Source organism: Streptomyces sp. NPDC031466, assembly GCF_055581265.1.
In genome coordinates, this window is sequence record NZ_JBVIJT010000002.1 from 129,110 (window position 1) to 146,211 (window position 17,102).

Here is a 17,102-nt window from a genome sequence, read left to right on the forward strand (position 1 = left end):
ACCTGGTGGAGGGCGTGGCTCAGCGCTGTGCCACGCCCCCCGCCGGGTGACCGGCCGCGCCCCGCTCCGGGCGGCGCCTCAGCGGCCGCCGCGTCGGAGGCGGGCCGCCGCGAAGGCGCCGCACACCGCGCCGACCGCGAGCACGATCAGGCCCCGGAACCACACCTCGCGCTCCACCTGGGTGGCCAGCACCACGCAGGAGACCGCGCCGAGGAACGGCACCGCGGTCGGCGCCCTGAAGTGGTCCCCGGCAGGCCGCTCCCCGGCACTCCCGGCACTCCCGGCGCGCCGGCGCAGTACCAGGGCCGAGGTGTTGACCAGGAAGAAGACCACCAGGAGCAGCAGGACCAGCGTCGAGGCCAGCGTGGCCACGTCACCGGTCAGGGCGAGCAGCAGGGACAGCGCCGTCGTGGCGGCGATCGACGCCCACGGCGTGCGCCGGCCCGGCAGCACCTTCGTCAGGAACCCCGGCAGCAGGCCGTCCCGCGCCATGCCGAACGCGAGACGCGACGACATGATGCCGGTGAGCAGCGCGCCGTTGGCGACCGCGACCAGCGCGATGGCGCTGAACAGCGACGTGGGGACACCGCCGGCCTCCCGGACCACTTCCAGCAGCGGCCCGCTGGACTCCGCCAGCGTCCGGGTCGGCACGGCCGCCGCGGCCGCCGCCCCCACCAGCGCGTACACCGCGCCCGCCGTGATCAGGGCGCCGAACAGCGCCCTCGGATACGAACGCCGCGGGTCCCGCGTCTCCTCGGCCACGTTGACGGACGTCTCGAACCCCACGAACGAGTAGTACGCGAGCACCGCACCGCTCAGCACCGCCGCCGCCGGCCCGTGGCTGTCGGTGCCCAGCTCCGTCAGCCTGCCCGGGTCCCCGTCACCGCGCAGCACGATCCACAGGCCGAGCCCGATGACGATGAGCAGCCCGCTCACCTCGACGACCGTGGCGACGGCGTTGGCCCGCGTCGACTCCCGGATGCCCCGGGCGTTCAGCAGCGCCAGCGCGGCGAGGAAGACCACGACGACCAGGGCGACCGGGAAGGAGACGAACTCCGTCAGGTAGTCCCCGGCGAAACCACGGGCCAGCGCGGCCACCGAGACGATGCCGGCGGCGAGCATGCAGAACCCGGCGAGGAACCCCGCGAAGGGCCCGTAGGCGAGCGTCGTGTAGTGGGAGGCGCCGCCCGCGCGGGGGTATTTCGTCACGAGTTCGGCGTACGAGGCGGCCGTCAGCAGCGCCAGGCACAGCGCGACGACCAGCGGCACCCATACGGCGCCGCCGGAGTCGGCCGCGACCTGGCCGACGAGGACGTACACGCCCGCGCCGAGGACGTCGCCGAGGATGAAGAAGTACAGGAGCGGGGTGGTCAGGGCCTTCTTGAGCGCCGTCGGGGCGGGAGCCGCCTGCGGCGTGGAGCGGGGATCTTTCACGCAGAGCCGTATACCCGCTGCGGCGCCCTCGACCGCGGGACTTACGGCTCCCGTGTCTCCGACTCCAGGCTGCGCCGCGTCCGGGGGCCGTACTCGCCCGGGCGGTCGGCGACCAGGCCGCGGGCCCATTGGTAGCGCAGCACGGCGGCGGTGACGGCCCGGGTGTACGCGCCGTCCGGCTCCCCCGCGTACAGGCTCAGCTGGGCCAGACGGGCCTGCAGCTCCCGGACGCCGGGGCCCCTGTCCCCCTCCCGCAGGGTCGTCCCGGTGGCCGGACCGCCGGACCCCGTGGCGTCCACGGAGCCCGTGGCGCGCACGGTCGAGGGCGGTGCGGAGGGAGGCGGCGCGGGCGGCGGCGACGACTGTCTCGGCGGTCCCGAGCGGGTGGGCGAGGCGGACGGTCGCGGCGCGGTCGGCGGGACGGCGGAGGGCGCGTGGGTGCGGGGCGGCGACGCGGGGCGCCGCGCGGCGGGCGGGGTGGACCCCGTCGGGTCGGCGCGGGCAGGCGCCGGGGCGTCGGGCAGCGCGTGGTTCCGGGTCGGCCGGTCGGCGGCCGACGAGAAGAGCCCGGTCGCGAAGACGGCGGCGGCGGTGACGGCCGCCACCGCGCAGGCCCCGCCGACCAGGACGTACGCCCGCCCCCGTCCGGCCCCCGACCCCTCGGCTCCGGCGTCCTCGCTCGCCGCGCCCGTACCGGGGGCAGCGGACCCCGTCCCGTCCCCGGCGCCCCGGTGAGCGGACGGAAGGCCCACGGCGGCGGTCGGCAGGGCGGGGGCGCCCGGCGGGGGCGGGGCGGGCAGGGACACGTAGGGGCGGATGCGCAGCGGATCGAAATCCTCCGCTGCCGCCGCCCACGCGGCCCGCTCCCGCCGGACGTCCTCCCCCGCACGCCCCGCACAGCCACACACCGAAGTCCCGCCCGGCCCCCGCCCGGCCCCGCACCCGGGGCACCGTTGTCCGTCCTGTCCGGTCATCGTCGTCCCCCAGTCCTCGCGTGCCCCGTCCGCCCCGAGGAGTCCAGCGAAGTACGCGGGGCCCGGCTTCAACAGGCCATAACCGGTCACACGGACCACGATGGAGGGGGAGCGCCCTCAGCCCCGGGCCGACCCAGGAACTCCCAGGAGGTGCCCATGACGCAGGACGTCAGCGCCCGCCCGGCCGGGCCGGGCCCCGACCCCGCGCACGGACCGGGAGTGAACGGGCATCCGCAGGGCGGCGTGCTGGTCTCCATCGGCGCGCTGCTGCTCGGCATGCTGCTCGCCGCCCTCGACCAGACCATCGTCTCGACCGCCCTGCCGACCATCGTCAGCGAGCTGGGCGGCATGGACCACCTGTCCTGGGTCGTCACCGCGTACATGCTGGCCGCGACGGCCGCGACCCCGCTCTGGGGCAAGTTGGGCGACCAGTACGGCCGCAAGAGGCTCTTCCTCGCCGCGATCATGATCTTCCTGGTCGGTTCGGCGCTGTGCGGCATGGCGCAGAACATGCCCCAGCTCATCGGGTTCCGGGCCCTCCAGGGCCTCGGCGGCGGCGGGCTCATGGTGCTGTCCATGGCGATCGTCGGAGACCTCGTGCCGCCCCGCGAACGCGGCAAGTACCAGGGACTGTTCGGCGCGGTCTTCGGCGCGACCAGCGTGCTCGGACCGCTGCTCGGCGGCCTGTTCACCGAGCACCTGAGCTGGCGCTGGGTCTTCTACGTCAACCTGCCGATCGGCGTGGTCGCGCTCCTCGTCATCGCCACCACACTCCACATCCCGAAGCGCGACACCAGGCACACCATCGACTACCTCGGCACGTTCCTCATCGCGTCCGTCGCCACCTGCCTGGTCCTCGTCGCCTCCCTCGGCGGCACCACGTGGGCGTGGGGATCGCCGCGGATCATCGGCCTGGCGGTACTCGGCGCGGTCCTCGCCGCGGCCTTCGTGGCCGTGGAGCGCAAGGCCGCGGAGCCGGTGCTCCCGCTGCGGCTGTTCCGCGTGCGCACCTTCACGCTCTCCGCCGTCATCAGCTTCGTCGTGGGCTTCGCGATGTTCGGCGCGATGACCTACCTGCCGACGTTCCTCCAGGTCGTCCAGGGCGTCTCACCGACCATGTCGGGCGTGCACATGCTGCCGATGGTGGCCGGCATGCTCCTGTCCACCACCGCCTCCGGCCAGATCGTCAGCCGCACGGGCCGCTGGAAGGTCTTCCCCGTCGTCGGCACCGCTGTCACCACGGTCGGCCTGCTCCTGCTGCACCGGCTCGACGAGCACAGCTCCACCGGCGAGATGAGCGCGTACTTCTTCGTCTTCGGCCTAGGCCTCGGCCTGGTCATGCAGGTCCTCGTGCTCATCGTGCAGAACGCCGTCGGTTACGAGGACCTGGGCGTCGCCACCTCCGGCGCGACCTTCTTCCGCTCGATCGGCGCCTCCTTCGGCGTCGCGATCTTCGGCACGATCTTCACCAACCGCCTCGGCGACAAGCTGACCGACGCCCTCGCCGGACAGCAGCTGCCGCCCGGCGTCGGCGTGAGCACCCTGGAGGCCGACCCGCGCGGCATCGCACGCCTCCCCGCCGAACTGCGGCCGAGCGCCCTGCACGCGTACGCCTCGTCGATCACGGACGTCTTCCTGTACGCGGCGCCGGTCGCGCTGGCCGCCTTCGTCCTCGCCTGGTTCCTGCGCGAGGACAAGCTGCGGGGCTCGGTCACCGCGCCCGACACGACGCAGACGCTCGCGAGCAACCCCGTCGAGCGCTCGTCGTACGACGAGGTGGCGCGCGCCCTGTCGGTGCTCGGGACGCGGGAGGGCCGCCGGGAGATCTACGAGCGGATCACCGCCCGCGCGGGCTACGACCTGCTGCCCGCCGCCGGCTGGCTGCTCCTGCGCATCGCCCGGCACGGCACCGTCGAACCCGCCGTGCTCGCCGAGCGCACCACCGTCCCGCTGAGCGTCATCACGGCCGCCGCCCGCCAGGTGGAGGAGCGGCGCCTCGCCGAACGGCGGGGCCTGGAGATGCGGCTGACCGACCAGGGCCGCGAGGTCGCCGCACACCTGGCCAAGGCCCGCGAGGAGTCCCTGTCCGAGCTGCTCGGCGACTGGTGGGACCCGCGCCGCCCGACCGATCTGGTCCAGCTGGTCGAGCAGCTCAGCGCGGAGCTGTGCGGCTCGGAGTCGGAGCGCCCGCACGACGGGACCACGCACCGCCTGCGGGCGGTGTAGGGAGCAGGTCCTTGCCGTACCAGTGCTCGGCGTACGGCCGTTCCTCGTAGGGCCCGGTCTCCTCGTACCCGTGCCGCGCGTACAGCGCGCGGGCCTCCACCAGGTCGGTGCGGGTGTCCAGGACGATCCGCCGGGCGCCGAGGGCGCGGGCCGCGTCCTCGGCGGCGGCCAGCAGCACCGGGGCGCCGCCCCTGCCCCGCGCCTGCGCACGCAGGAAGACCCGCTTCAGCTCGGCGATCCCCGCGTCCAGGAGCCGTACGCCCGCCGTGCCGACGGCCTCGCCGCCGTACCGCGCGACCAGCAGCACCCCGCCCGGCGGCGCCAGATCGGCCCCCGTCTCGGCGGCGATCCCGCGCTCCAGCTCCCGGGGGTCGGTGCGGCGCCCGTCGTGGCGCAGGTACCAGCGGTCGCTGACCTCCGTGTAGTACGCGCGCCAGAGCGCGGCGGCCACGGGCGAGTCGTACGCCTCGGGGGTGACGGTCCAGGAGGCGGGGTGGGCCGGGGATGCGGTCATGGGGGTCATTCTCGGGGCACAAGAGCGGCGCCCCGCAAGCGAATTGCTCACGGGGCGCCGTCGTGCCGTACGGGGTCAGCTCTTGGGCGCGGCCTGCTGGACGACCTCGAAGGACCACACCGTGGACCCGGAGGCGGCGGGCTTCGGACGCTCGCCGCCACCCTCGCCGCCGCCCTGGTGCGCGGCCTTCATGGGGCCCTCCATCCACGCCTGGAAGGAGGCCTCGTCGCGCCAGCGGGTGTAGACGAGGTACTGGTCGGTGCCCTCGATGGGGCGCAGCAGTTCGAACCACTCGAAGCCGTCGGAGTTCTCCACCGCGCCCGCGCGGGACGCGAAGCGCTTCTCCAGGACCTCGCGCTGTTCCTCGGGGACGGTGAGGGCGTTGATCTTCACGATGCTCATGCGGCCATCCTGCCGTACGGTGCCGGGGAGGTCAGAGCCGCAGCAGGCGCTCGGCCGTCTCGCGGTAGTCGCGCAGGGCCAGGCGCAGCTGCTCGGTGTCGGTGGCCGAGGCCTCGGGGGCGGGGGCGTGGGCGCCGGTGCCCTCGGTGGCCAGGGCGCCGCCCGGGGCCATCCCGGCGGCCGGGGGCGTGCCGTCGGCCGTGTCCGCCGTGGACCGGGCGGGGGTGGTCTGCCAGGCGGAGCGCAGGACGCGGCGGCGTTCCGCGAGGGTGTCCGAGAGGCGGGCGATGGCCTCCTCAAGGACGTGGTCGACCTCCTCGACGGCGCCGCGCGGGCCGTCGACGAAGCCGTTGACGGCGTTCTGCAGACGCAGGGTCAGCTTGTCGCGTTCCTCGGCCGGGAACAGTGTCGTCGTGTCAGCCATGCTGGACTCCCCTTCGGGTGATGCCGCTGGAGTGCTTGTCGGCCGTGTGCTTGCCGGAGTGGGCGCCGGAGTGCTCGGTGCGGTCCGCGACCAGGGCGTCGAAGAGCGCCCGCGCCTCGACCATGGCCTCGCGCAGCTGCTCGGTGTCGGCACCGCCCTCCGCGGTGTCCGTGCCGAGCGCTGCGCGGTGCACCTTGCGGTAGCCGTGGACGTGGGTGGCGTGGTGCACGGAGAGGGCGTCCACCTGGTCCTCGTAGTGGCCGGCGTCGGGGAAGCCCCGGGCCCCGGCCAGTTCGGCGATGAGCCGGTCCGCCTCGGCGACGGCCTCGCGCGGGGAGTCGACGAACCGCTCCTGGGCGAGGTTCCAGCGGGCGGAGTACTGCTCGCGCGCCGCGGGCTCCAACGGCCGTACCTGGAGGGAGCCGTGCCGCTTCACCCGCTCGCCCAGGTCGCGCTCGGCCGCTTTGGTGTCACCGTCGTGCCGGGCGACCGCGCGGTCGTACTCGGGTCCGAAACGCCGCTTGAGGCTCTGCCCGCCGCCCGCGTTGCGTTTGCGGTTCAGCAGGACGAGCGCGGCGGCGGCGATGACGACGACCACCGCGATCAGGATGATGATCATGACTGTGGACATGTATGGGTGCCTTCCCGGGGGGTGGGCCTTGCGATGCGGGGCCGCACGCCGTCCCCGCACCTGTCCTCGGAGCGGGTTGCCCGTAAGCGCGCCGTCAAACGGGGCTTGACCGACCCGGCCCGCCGGGGCTTGGCCCTCCGTCGTCCCGCAAGCCCGTGCGCCCGCCCCGGGAGCGCCCTAAAATGCCGCAGCGCGCGTGGAGCGACGGCGCTCGCGCCGCCCCGAGTCGAAGGAGCGTACATACGTGCTGGAGCTGACGATGGCCTCGGTTTCCGGGGCGGACGCGGGCGCGACCGCGGGCATGCTCATGGCCGAGGCGCCGAGCGAGCCGGGCGCGGTGCTGCGGGTGGGGCGCGACGCGAGCGTGTGCCGGCTGGTGACACCGGACGACTGGCTGTTCGTCTCCCGTACGCACCTGGAGTTCCGCTGCGGACCCGACGGGGCCTGGTCGGTGACCTGGCTGCGCGGCTCGCACCCCGACCCCGCCTCCGAGGTGCGGGTGGTGGCCGGGGGCGCGGCGCGGCCCCTCGCGTACGGAGGGGCGGCGCCGCTTCCCCGGGGCGGCTCGGGCGAGGTGCTCGTCCAGGAGAGGTCCGGGCCGCGGAGTGTCAACGTCGGCTTCTACCACGAGGGTTGAGCCGGTCCCGGCAGCAGGCCTCTCCCGGCGGAGGGCGGAGCGGGGTCAGTCCAGTACGCGGGCCAGCGCGAAGCCGTCGTATCCCTTGGCGCCCACGGTCTGCACCGCCGTCGCGCTCAGCTTCGGGTGCCGTGCCATGAGGTCGAGCGCGGCGCGGGTGCCGCGCACGGCCGGGTCCGGGTCGTCGGCATCGGTGACGGCGCCGCCGCGTACGACGTTGTCGAGGACGATGAGGCTGCCGGGGCGGGTGAGTTCGAGCGACCACTCCACGTAGTGCGGGTTGTTGGCCTTGTCGGCGTCGATGAAGACGAAGTCGAAGGGCGCGGGGTGCTCGGCGTGCGCGGCGCCGAGCGCGGCGAGCGAGTCCAGGGCGGGGCCGACGCGGACCTCGGTGACCTTGTCGAGCCCGGCGCGGGCGAGGTTGGCGCGGGCCACCTCCGCGTGCTCGGGCTTGTACTCCAGGGTGATCAGGCGGCCGTCGGCGGGCAGGGCGCGGGCCAGCCAGATGGTGCTGTAGCCGCCGAGGGTGCCGATCTCCAGGATGCGGCGGGCGCCCTGCGTCCGCGCCAGGAGCTGGAGCAGCTTGCCCTGGTTCGGGGTCACGTTGATCTGCGGCAGGCCCGCGGTGTCGCTGTCGCGGAGGGCGGCGGTGAGGGCCTCGTCGGGCGGGGCGAGGAGGTCGGAGAAGTAGGCGTCGACGGAGGTCCAGGGCGGCGGGGGCTGGGGGCTCATGAGGGCGTACGTTCCCATCGGCCCCGCCGGTTAGTCCCGCGGCAGGGGCCTCACATGATCGGTGCCGGTGCCGCCCGTACTCGGCCCGGCTGCCGGGGCTCCGCCCCGGACCCCGTTCCGCAAACGCCGGAGGGGCTGGAATGTACCCGCCGGAAGGCCTGGATCTGGTTCAGCGTTCTACCGCCGGCGGGGAGCCCGGCAGGGGCTTGCCCGCTGATTCGGTCAGGTACCAGACGGCGATCCCGCCGATGACGGCCGCCGCCATCATGTAGTACGCGGGCATCATCACGTCGCCCGTCGCTCCGATCAGTGCCGTCACCACCAGCGGCGTCGTGCCGCCGAAGACCGAGACGGAGATGTTGAAGCCGATGGAGAGCGAGCCGTAGCGGACCTTGGTGGGGAAGAGGGCCGGGAGGGTCGCGGGCATCGAGGCCGTGAAGCAGACCAGGAGCAGGCCGAGGGCGCCGAGGCCGAGGCCGATCGCCCACAGCGAGCCCTCGCGGATCAGCAGCAGCGCGGGGACGGAGAGCAGGAGGAAGCCCGCGCAGCCCGTGGCGATGACCGGGCGGCGGCCCACCCGGTCGGTCAGCGCGCCGACGAACGGCTGGGCGCACATCATCAGCGCCATGACGCCGAGGATGACGAGCAGCCCGTGCGTCTCGTCGTACTTCAGCTCGCTGGTCAGATAGCTCGGCATGTAGGAGAGCAGCATGTAGTCCGTGACGTTGAAGACCAGGACCAGGCCCATGCACAGCAGCAGCGCCTTCCACTGGCCCGTCACCATGTCGCGCAGCCGGACCTTCGCGCGGGCCTGCTCGTCCTGGTGGGCCTTCTCCAGCTCCGCGGCGAACGCCGGCGTCTCCTCGAGGCGCATCCGCAGGTAGAGGCCGATCAGGCCCATCGGGCCCGCGATCAGGAACGGGATGCGCCAGCCCCAGGCCAGCAGGTCCTGCGACGAGATCAGCGCCGTCATCAGGGTGACCAGGCCGGCACCGCCGATGTAGCCGGCGAGCGTGCCGAACTCCAGCCAGCTGCCGAGGAAGCCGCGCTTCTTGTCGGGGGAGTACTCCGCGATGAACGTGGAGGCACCCGCGTACTCGCCGCCCGTGGAGAAGCCCTGCACCAGCCGGGCCAGCAGGAGCAGCACCGGCGCCCAGACGCCGATGGTCGCGTAGGAGGGGATCAGGCCGATCGCGAACGTGCCCGCCGCCATCATGATCATGGTGAGGGCGAGGACCTTCTGGCGGCCCACCCGGTCGCCCAGCGGGCCGAAGACCATGCCGCCGAGCGGCCGGATCAAGAAGGCCGCGGCGAACGCGCCGAAGGTGGAGAGCAGCTGGGCCGTGGGGTTGCCCGAGGGGAAGAAGACCTTGCCCAGCGTCACGGCGATGTAGCTGTAGACGCCGAAGTCGAACCACTCCATCGCGTTGCCGAGGGCGGCCGCCTTCACCGCGCGCCTGACCATCGCGGGGTCGGTGACGGTGACGCCGCCGGCGGCGGGCCGGGGGATGGTCCCCGGTGCGGACTCGGGCTTCCGGAGTGCGACGGGAGTGGCGCTCGGCAAGGGTTCGCTCGCCCGCTTTCGGTCGACGACAAGGACGGGGCCGCCCGCGCATACCCGGGGCGACCCGAAAAGCGACCATAGGTGCATCAGCCATCATTACGGACGGCTGCCGGGCGACCGCAGAGGGCGAGGAAAGGCCTGTTACGCAGGTCAAACGCCGTTTCTCCCGGGAGCGGGCGGGCGCCGATCTTGTGATCTATGTCGCTGCCCGGCCCGGAACCACGCCGCCGGAACCGCGCCGGAAGGCGGTTGGGAATGACCGATAAATGCCGATAGAAAGCGGTGTGGCCGTCAGGTGAACGGGGCGGGCCACACGCGTCCCACAAGAGGGGACGCGGCTCTCCACGGACGGGGTCGCGGGCATGACGGATCGGACCGCAGGCGGGACGGACGGGGCGGGAGGGCCGACGGCGCGTGGCGAACGTTGAGCACAGCGGACCTGGAAACGCGGTGCGTACGGGGTCGGCCGGCGGACCCGGGGCGCGGATCGGCGCGCTCCGCGCGGCCCTGTGGCTGATGGCCGCCGTCCTCGCGATCCGCCAAGTGGCCGATGTCCTGCGCACCCCGAGGGGTGAACGTCTCATCGACCTGGAGACCTGGCTCGGACCGGACGGCGTCCTGCACGTCGAAGGCTCCCTGTACGACGCGGACCGGTTCACCGGCACCCCCTTCGCCGGGCTCGTCCTCAAACCGCTCGCCCGCTCGGGGGAGCAGGCACTCGGCTGGGCCTGGACCTTCGGCACGCTCGGACTCGTCGTCGTCCTCGGTCTGGTCGCCGCCCGCGCGCTGCCGCAGCCCGTCTCCCGGCGCACCTCGCTGCTCGCCGCCCCCGTGGCCATCAGCCTGCTGATCCTCTCCCTCCCCGTGCGCAACACCCTCTATCTCGGCCAGACGAGCATCCTCCCGGTCCTGCTGGTGCTGCTCGGCCTCTTCGCCGTGCGCGGCGAGCGGACCGGCGGGGCCCTGATCGGCGCCGGCGCGGCGCTGCAGCCCACGATGCTGCTCTTCGCCGCGCTGCTGTGGTGCACCGGCCGCAAGAAGGCCGCGGCCGCCACCGGCCTCACCTTCGCCGCCTGCACGGCGCTCGCGTGGGCGGTGATGCCACGGGACTCATGGGCGTACTGGGTCCATCACCTCGCGGGAGCGGGCCTCGGCGCGAGCCCGGACGCGGGCACCAACCAGTCGCTGCACGGCATGCTGCTGCGCTTCGGCCTCCAAGGCCCCCTGGAGACAGGGCTCTTCCTGACCCTGGGCGCGGTCGTCGCCTTCCTCGGGCTGCGCCGCGCCGTGCGCTGCGCCAAGGACGGGCAGCTGCTCCTGGCCGTCGCCATCACCGGCTGCGTGGTCGTCGCCGCGTCCCCGACCACCTGGCGCCACCAGCTGCTGTGGGTGCTCTTCGCGGTGGTCGGCCGCGTCGGCAGCCGCCGCTCCGACCGGTACGTGTGGCCCGTGACCGTCGTGCTCGTCTCGACGCTGCCCGCCACGATGATGCTGCCGAACCTGCCGGTCACCGAACCGGTCCGCGACAACGTCGTGCTGCTCACGGCGCTCGCCGCCGCCACCGCCGTACCGTTCCTGTCCCGCACGCACCCGCGCTACCGGGACCCGATCCCCACCGAGTGCGCCGAGCCGGTGCCGGCCCGCTGGAGCCGGGTGCCGCTGGTGCCGTTCTGGCGGCGCGTGGTGACCCGCCCGAACCTGCTCCTGGAACTGCTCCTGATCCGCGTCGGCTACTCCGCGTACCAGCAGGTCAGACTCGCCGCTACCGGGGGCACCATCTCCGGCGGCCGGGCCACCGCCGAGCACCACGGCGAACAGGTCCACGCCATCGAGCGGTTCCTGTTCCTCGACGTCGAGCGCTGGTTCAACCACCTCACCGCCCGCACCGGGTGGATGGAGGACTTCTTCGACTTCTACTACACGTCGTTCCACTTCGTGGTGCCGCTCGCCGTCCTCGCCGTGCTGTACGCGCGCCGCCCCGCCGCGTACCGCTGGGCGCGCTCGGCGCTGGGCTTCGCGACGGTCCTCGCGCTCATCGGCTTCTGGGCCTACCCGCTCGCCCCGCCGCGCCTGATGCCGGACCTCGGCTTCATCGACACCGTGCACGGCGTCCAGGACTTCACCAAACCCAACTACGGCACGCTGACCGACCTCACCAACCAGTACGCGGCGATGCCCTCGCTGCACTTCGGCTGGTCCCTGTGGTGCGGCCTGGTCGTCGCGGTCCTCGCGCCCGGGTGGTGGCTGAAGGCGCTCGGCCTGCTGCACCCCTTCCTCACGATCTGCGCGATCGTGGGCACCGGCAACCACTGGGTGCTCGACGCGGTGGGCGGCGCGGCCGTGGTCGGCGCGGGCTTCGGCCTCACCCACCTCCTCTCGGGCCCCCGGGTGAGCCTGCCCCCGGCGGCCTCCGGGGCGGCCCCGGTCAGCGGCACGAGGAGGGACTCGGCGAAGGACCGTAGCCCGAAGTGATCCGGTAGGTGCCCGGCGCGGGCACCGAGAGCCGGGTGAACTCACCCTGCCGCCGCAGGCAGGCGCCCTGCGCCCGCAGCCACGGCGAGTACACGAGCCGCACCGTCACCGAACCGCGCTCGGGGACCCGCACGACGACGTCCGAGCCCGTGGTGCGGACCACGGAAGCGGGCTCGGACACCAGCGGCACCGGCTCCTTCACCCGGAAGATCCGCCAGTGCCCGTCCCCCCACACCGGCTTCAGCCACGCGGGCCCGCTCGCCACCAACGCCGCCTCCTGTTCGGCGAACCCGTCCGGCTTGCCCGCGGGCAGCACCACATAGCCGACGGCCCACCGGTCGAGCCACGCGCGGTAGGTGGCGGCCGAGAACGTCCCGTCGTAGAAGAGCCGGCCGCGCCGGATGTCCAGCTGGCGGTTCCAGCCGCGCGCCATGTTCACGTAGGGGGCGAGGGCGGTGGCCTCGCGGTGGTTGCGGGCGGGGACCACCTCCACGCGCGTCCGGTCGGCGCCCAGGCGCTCCAGCGCCCGCACGACGCCCTGGGTGTCGGCCGCCCAGCCGGGCACCTTCGTGGACACCACCAGATCGTCGTACGTCTTCTGGACCACCCAGCCCGAGCAGAGCACCAGCGCCACGGCCAGCGCGCCCCGCCGCAGCCGGTCGCGCCCCGGCACGAGCAGGGCCGCCAGCAGCACGGCGGGACCGACCAGCTCCGCGAGACGCTCCACGTTCGTGCCGATGGGCGAGGCGATGAGGTACGCGAGCACGGTCCCGGCCGCGTACACGCCCGCGCCCCGGCGCAGCACCCGCCACTCGCGGGGGGCCGCGAGGACCAGGGCCAAGCTGAACAGCACGGGCGGGAAGATCCGGTCGAAGGGCATCAGCTGTTCGCCGTCGAACGGGAAGAGCAGGGTGGTGACCGCGACGACCACGACGGGCGGCACGGCGAGCGCCGCGGCGCGCCCGACGTCGCGTACGAGCAGATAGCCGGCTCCCGCGACCAGCAGGAACAGGCCCGCCACGGGTGAGCCCATGGTGGCGAGCGCCGCGCAGACCGCGGCGAGGACCGCGCGCCGCTCCCGCACGAGCGCCAGGCAGGCCGCGAAGGCGAAGGCGGTGCCGAGGGCGAAGGTGGTGCGCCCCGAGGCGACGTTGCACCACACGCCGAGCGAGGCGAGGACCGCGGGCCACAGGGGTTTGTGGACGCCGGTGCGTTCGATGAGCGCGGCGACCAGCCACGCGCCGGCGATCCCCGAGAGCACCGTCACGGTCCGCACGCCGACGGCGGCCATCAGATAGGGCGAGATCAGGCTGTAGTTGGCGGTGTGCATGCCGCCGTACCAGAAGAGGTTGTACGCGCTCGCGCCGTGCTCGGAGGCGAACCGCGCCCACGCCTCCTGGGCGGCGAGGTCACCGCCGCCCGTGGCCAGGAACGCCGCCCACACCGCGTACAGGGGAAGGGTGGGGGCGGTGGCGAGCAGCGGGACCCGGTGCCGCCGCAGGAAGGTCCGGAAGGCTGACTTCCGCTCGGTGGACCTGCTGCCGGGCGGGACGGTCGAGAAGTCGGCGAAGACCACGGCCACCGTTTCCGTTCGAAGTCCTGGAGAGGCAAGGTTCACCTCTCAGGACGCGGCACGCAACGGAAACGTTGGTCCCGTCGGGCGAAACGGCGGGGATCAGCCGGTGGTGACCCGAAGTTCCTTGACCCCGTTCAGCCAGGCCGAGCGCAGCCGGCGCGGGGCGGCGGCCAGCCGCAGGCCGGGCATGGCGTCGGCGATCGCGTCGAAGATGAGGTTGATCTCCAGGACCGCGAGCGACTTGCCGAGGCAGTAGTGCGGGCCGCCCCCGCCGAAACCGAGGTGCGGGTTGGGGTCGCGGGTGATGTCGAACGCGCCGGGGTCCGCGAAGACGTCGGGGTCGTGGTTGGCGGAGGAGTAGAAGAGGCCGACGCGGTCGCCGCGCCTGATCGCGGCCCCGCCCAGCTCGGTGTCCTCGGTCGCGGTGCGCTGGAAGGCGACGACCGGCGTGGCCCAGCGCACGATCTCCTCCGCGGTGGTCGCGGGGCGTTCGCGGGTGAACAGCTCCCACTGGTCCGGGTGGGTGAGGAAGGCGTGCATGCCGTGGGTGATGGCGTTGCGGGTGGTCTCGTTGCCGGCCACCGCGAGCAGGATCACGAAGAAGCCGAACTCGTCGCCGGAGAGGTTCCCCTCGTCCTCCGCCGCCACCAACTGGCTGACGATGTCCTTGGCCGGGCACTCCTTGCGGGCCGCGGCGAGGTTCATCGCGTAGGAGACGATCTCCATCGCCGCCTCGGCGCCGATCTCCTCGGTGATGGCGTACTCGGGGTCGTCGTATCCCGCCATCTTGTTGGACCAGTCGAAGATCTTGGAGCGGTCCTCCTGGGGCACGCCGATCAGCTCGGCGATGGCCTGGAGCGGGAGTTCGACGGCGACGTTCGTCACGAAGTCGAAGGCGCCGTCGGGACCGGCGTTCTCCAGGGCCGTGGCGACGATGGAGGTGGCGCGCCGGCGCAGGGTGTCCTCCAGCGAGCGGATGGCGCGGGGCGTGAAGCCGCGTTGCACGATCTGCCGGACCCGGGTGTGCTCGGGCGGGTCCATGTTGAGCATGATCAGCTTCTGGACGTCGATCTGGTCGCGGCTGATCGACTCGTTGAAGCGGATGACCGCGGTGTTCAGGGTCGAGGAGTACAACTCCGGATGGGTGGACACGTACTTGACGTCCTCGTGCCGCGTGACGGCCCAGTAGCCGGCGTCGTCGAACCCGGAGACGCGCGGGCGCTGGGCGATCCAGCGCACCGGTTCGGTCTGGCGCAGCCGGGCGAACTCCGGGAGGGGTACGCGCTCTTGCAGCAGATCGGGGTCGGTGAAGTCGAACCCGTCGGGCAGCGCTGGACAGGGCATCGGCAACTCCCGGCATGGTTTGGGACTGACAGGCCATCAGGAGGCTTGCGCGGCAAGGTAATAACGGGTTCTACAAGTGGCAAGGCCCATGACGCGGCCGATTGTGCGCGCCCGCCGCGCAAGGTGGGTGCACGACCCTTGCGGGGCCGGGGTCCGGATCAGCAGACTGCTGGAGAGAACTAGAACGCGTACTAGTTCCTCCCGCGAGGCGCCGGGACGGCTCGCGGGACATGGACGGAGAGGACCAGCCCCATGGCCGCGGAACCTGTCATCGTCGAAGCCGTACGCACCCCCATCGGCAAGCGCGCGGGCGCGCTCGCCAACCTCCACCCCGCCTATCTGCTCGGGGAGACCTATCGCGAACTCCTCGGGCGCACCGGCATCCACGCCGACTGCGTCGAGCAGATCGTCGGCGGCACGGTGACGCACGCCGGGGAGCAGTCCATGAACCCCGCGCGCACGGCCTGGCTCACCATGGGGCTTCCGTACGAGACGGCGGCGACGACGGTGGACTGCCAGTGCGGCTCCTCGCAGCAGGCGAGCCACCTGGTGGCCAACATGGTCGCCGCCGGGGTCATCGACGTCGGGATCAGCTGCGGGGTCGAGGCCATGTCGCGGGTGCCGCTCGGCTCCGGCTCCAAGCACGGTCCGGGCAAGCCGTTCCCCGACGAGTGGAACGTCGACCTGCCCAACCAGTTCGAGGCCGCCGAGCGCATCGCCCGCAAGCGCGGCCTCACCCGCGAGGACGTGGACCGTCTCGGCCTGCTCTCGCAGGAGCGGGCGGCCGCCGCCTGGGCCGAGGAGCGCTTCAAGCGCGAGACGTTCGCCGTCCAGGTGCCCACCACGGAGGAGGAGCAGGCCGCCGGGCAGGGCATGTGGCGTCTCGTCGACCGCGACGAGGGGCTGCGCGACACGACGATGGAGGCGCTCGCAGGCCTCAAGCCGATCATGCCGACCGCCGTGCACACGGCCGGCAACTCCTCGCAGATCTCCGACGGCGCGGCGGCCCTCATGTGGGCGTCCAAGCGGATGGCCCGCGCCCTGAAGCTCAGGACGCGGGCCCGGATCGTCGCCCAGGCGCTGGTCGGCGCCGACCCGCACCTCCACCTGGACGGGCCGATCGACGCGACGCGCGCGGTGCTCGGCAAGGCGGGGATGTCCCTGAAGGACATCGACCTCGTGGAGATCAACGAGGCGTTCGCGTCCGTGGTGCTCAGCTGGGCGCAGGTCTTCGAACAGGACCTGGAGAAGGTCAACGTGAACGGCGGCGCCATCGCGCTGGGCCACCCCGTGGGGGCGACGGGAGCGCGGCTCATCACGACGGCCCTGCACGAACTGGAGCGCCGCGACAAGGAGTTCGCCCTGATCACCATGTGCGCGGGCGGCGCACTGGCCACGGCGACCATCATCCAGCGCCTGTAGAACCCCGAGAAACCGCAAACGCCGGACGGGCTGGACGTATCCAGCCTGCCCGGCGTGAAGATCCAGCCCGTCCGGCGTTTGAGGACGAACCCGGCGAAGCCGGTGACCGACGGCACGTCTGAGGAACGCAGCTGGAGGCGCCCCCGCCAGACTCAGTACCAGCCGTTGGACTGCCAGTGGCTCCACGCGCCGACGGGGCTGCCGTAGCGGTCGTTCATGTAGTTCAGACCCCACTTGATCTGGGTCTCGGGGTTGGTCTTCCAGTCCGCGCCCGCCGAGGCCATCTTCGAGGCGGGCAGCGCCTGGACCAGGCCGTAGGCGCCGGAGGAGGAGTTCGTCGCGTTGATGTCCCAGCCGCTCTCGTGCGAGACGATCTTGTCGAACGCGGCGAACTGCGCGGGGTCCGAGATCATCTTCTTGGCGATGGCCTTGGCGGACGTCGGGGCGGCGGCGGGAGCGGCGGCCGGGGCGGCGGCCTTCGCGGTGGTCGGGGTGGCTGCCTGGGCCGGTGCCGCGGCGAAGACCATGCCGGTGGCGGCGGCGGCGACGATGCCGCCGGTGAGGGCCTTCTTCGGGGAAGCGATGCGGCGGATGAGCGAGGCGGACACAGAGGACCTTCCGGTGGGGGACGGGAGCGTCGCGCCGCACGCCGTGAAACGTGGGGGACATGCGGAGGCGCCGCGTCCCCGGGGGGTCGTCGGCGCCGTGCGACTCCTCCAGAGAAACAGGCCCGGGAGGCCGCCGCAATGA

At 73.1% G+C, this 17,102-nt stretch carries 16 protein-coding genes; 5 read left to right on the plus strand and 11 right to left on the minus strand.

Annotated elements, in window-relative coordinates:
* Positions 1-78: 78 nt before the first annotated feature.
* Complete coding sequence (locus ACZ5GP_RS03460) at positions 79-1,434, minus strand: APC family permease (RefSeq protein ID WP_468749177.1); 1,356 nt, start codon at positions 1,432-1,434, stop codon at positions 79-81.
* A 41-nt stretch (positions 1,435-1,475) separates the two neighbouring features.
* The gene (locus tag ACZ5GP_RS03465) at positions 1,476-1,751 is read right to left on the minus strand and encodes a peptidoglycan-binding domain-containing protein (protein WP_468749178.1); all 276 of its coding nucleotides are present in this window, start codon (positions 1,749-1,751) and stop codon (positions 1,476-1,478) included.
* Between ACZ5GP_RS03465 and ACZ5GP_RS03470 the strand changes: the two genes are divergently transcribed.
* Both ACZ5GP_RS03470 and ACZ5GP_RS03475 read left to right on the plus strand, forming a co-directional pair.
* Positions 1,741-2,169 carry a hypothetical protein gene (locus tag ACZ5GP_RS03470; protein ID WP_468749179.1) on the plus strand — a complete coding sequence of 143 codons (429 nt, stop codon included), beginning with the start codon at positions 1,741-1,743 and terminating at the stop codon, positions 2,167-2,169. The two genes, ACZ5GP_RS03465 and ACZ5GP_RS03470, sit on opposite strands and share 11 nt — an antisense overlap.
* A gap of 395 nt (positions 2,170-2,564) precedes the next feature.
* Complete coding sequence (locus ACZ5GP_RS03475; RefSeq protein ID WP_468749180.1) at positions 2,565-4,634, plus strand: MFS transporter; 2,070 nt, start codon at positions 2,565-2,567, stop codon at positions 4,632-4,634.
* Here the strand turns inward: ACZ5GP_RS03475 and ACZ5GP_RS03480 are convergent.
* The 4 genes from ACZ5GP_RS03480 to ACZ5GP_RS03495 all read right to left on the minus strand — a co-directional run bounded on the left by ACZ5GP_RS03480 (position 4,561) and on the right by ACZ5GP_RS03495 (position 6,605).
* Positions 4,561-5,148, minus strand: a complete 588-nt coding sequence (locus ACZ5GP_RS03480) for a GNAT family N-acetyltransferase (RefSeq protein ID WP_468749181.1) — start codon at positions 5,146-5,148, stop codon at positions 4,561-4,563. The genes ACZ5GP_RS03475 and ACZ5GP_RS03480 overlap by 74 nt on opposite strands.
* A 75-nt stretch (positions 5,149-5,223) precedes the next feature.
* Positions 5,224-5,550, minus strand: a complete 327-nt coding sequence (locus ACZ5GP_RS03485; RefSeq protein WP_030777828.1) for an antibiotic biosynthesis monooxygenase family protein — start codon at positions 5,548-5,550, stop codon at positions 5,224-5,226.
* A 31-nt stretch (positions 5,551-5,581) separates the two neighbouring features.
* Entirely contained in the window at positions 5,582-5,974 is a 393-nt protein-coding gene (locus ACZ5GP_RS03490) for a hypothetical protein (RefSeq protein WP_468749182.1), read from the minus strand.
* Positions 5,967-6,605 (minus strand): hypothetical protein, encoded by a 639-nt coding sequence (locus ACZ5GP_RS03495; RefSeq protein ID WP_468749183.1) that lies wholly within the window; start codon positions 6,603-6,605, stop codon positions 5,967-5,969. Before ACZ5GP_RS03495 ends, ACZ5GP_RS03490 begins: the two co-directional genes overlap by 8 nt.
* A gap of 244 nt (positions 6,606-6,849) precedes the next feature.
* On the opposite strand from ACZ5GP_RS03495, the gene ACZ5GP_RS03500 reads away from it, so the two are divergent.
* Positions 6,850-7,242 (plus strand): FHA domain-containing protein, encoded by a 393-nt coding sequence (locus tag ACZ5GP_RS03500; protein WP_468749184.1) that lies wholly within the window; start codon positions 6,850-6,852, stop codon positions 7,240-7,242.
* Positions 7,243-7,287: 45 nt separating this feature from the next.
* On the opposite strand, the gene ACZ5GP_RS03505 is transcribed toward ACZ5GP_RS03500, so the two are convergent.
* Together ACZ5GP_RS03505 and proP are read right to left on the minus strand one after the other, a co-directional pair.
* Complete coding sequence (locus ACZ5GP_RS03505) at positions 7,288-7,974, minus strand: O-methyltransferase (protein WP_468749185.1); 687 nt, start codon at positions 7,972-7,974, stop codon at positions 7,288-7,290.
* 169 nt (positions 7,975-8,143) lie between these two features.
* Positions 8,144-9,538 carry a glycine betaine/L-proline transporter ProP gene (proP, locus tag ACZ5GP_RS03510; protein WP_468749186.1) on the minus strand — a complete coding sequence of 465 codons (1,395 nt, stop codon included), beginning with the start codon at positions 9,536-9,538 and terminating at the stop codon, positions 8,144-8,146.
* 414 nt (positions 9,539-9,952) lie between these two features.
* Between proP and ACZ5GP_RS03515 the strand changes: the two genes are divergently transcribed.
* On the plus strand, positions 9,953-12,010 hold the full coding sequence (locus ACZ5GP_RS03515; RefSeq protein ID WP_468749187.1) for a bifunctional glycosyltransferase 87/phosphatase PAP2 family protein: 2,058 nt from the start codon (positions 9,953-9,955) through the stop codon (positions 12,008-12,010).
* Here ACZ5GP_RS03515 and ACZ5GP_RS03520 read toward each other — a convergent pair.
* Both ACZ5GP_RS03520 and ACZ5GP_RS03525 read right to left on the minus strand, forming a co-directional pair.
* Positions 11,964-13,586, minus strand: coding sequence for a hypothetical protein (locus ACZ5GP_RS03520; protein WP_468749188.1), 1,623 nt, complete (start codon positions 13,584-13,586; stop codon positions 11,964-11,966). The two genes, ACZ5GP_RS03515 and ACZ5GP_RS03520, sit on opposite strands and share 47 nt — an antisense overlap.
* A gap of 99 nt (positions 13,587-13,685) precedes the next feature.
* Positions 13,686-14,930 (minus strand): cytochrome P450, encoded by a 1,245-nt coding sequence (locus tag ACZ5GP_RS03525; protein ID WP_468749189.1) that lies wholly within the window; start codon positions 14,928-14,930, stop codon positions 13,686-13,688.
* A gap of 252 nt (positions 14,931-15,182) precedes the next feature.
* Here ACZ5GP_RS03525 and ACZ5GP_RS03530 point away from each other — a divergent pair, with 252 nt between their 5' ends.
* Complete coding sequence (locus ACZ5GP_RS03530) at positions 15,183-16,352, plus strand: steroid 3-ketoacyl-CoA thiolase (protein ID WP_468749190.1); 1,170 nt, start codon at positions 15,183-15,185, stop codon at positions 16,350-16,352.
* Between the two features lie 152 nt (positions 16,353-16,504).
* Here the strand turns inward: ACZ5GP_RS03530 and ACZ5GP_RS03535 are convergent, their stop codons facing one another.
* Positions 16,505-16,960: an aggregation-promoting factor C-terminal-like domain-containing protein gene (locus ACZ5GP_RS03535; RefSeq protein ID WP_468749191.1), complete on the minus strand. Its 456-nt coding sequence runs from the start codon at positions 16,958-16,960 to the stop codon at positions 16,505-16,507.
* Between the last annotated feature and the right edge of the window lie 142 nt (positions 16,961-17,102).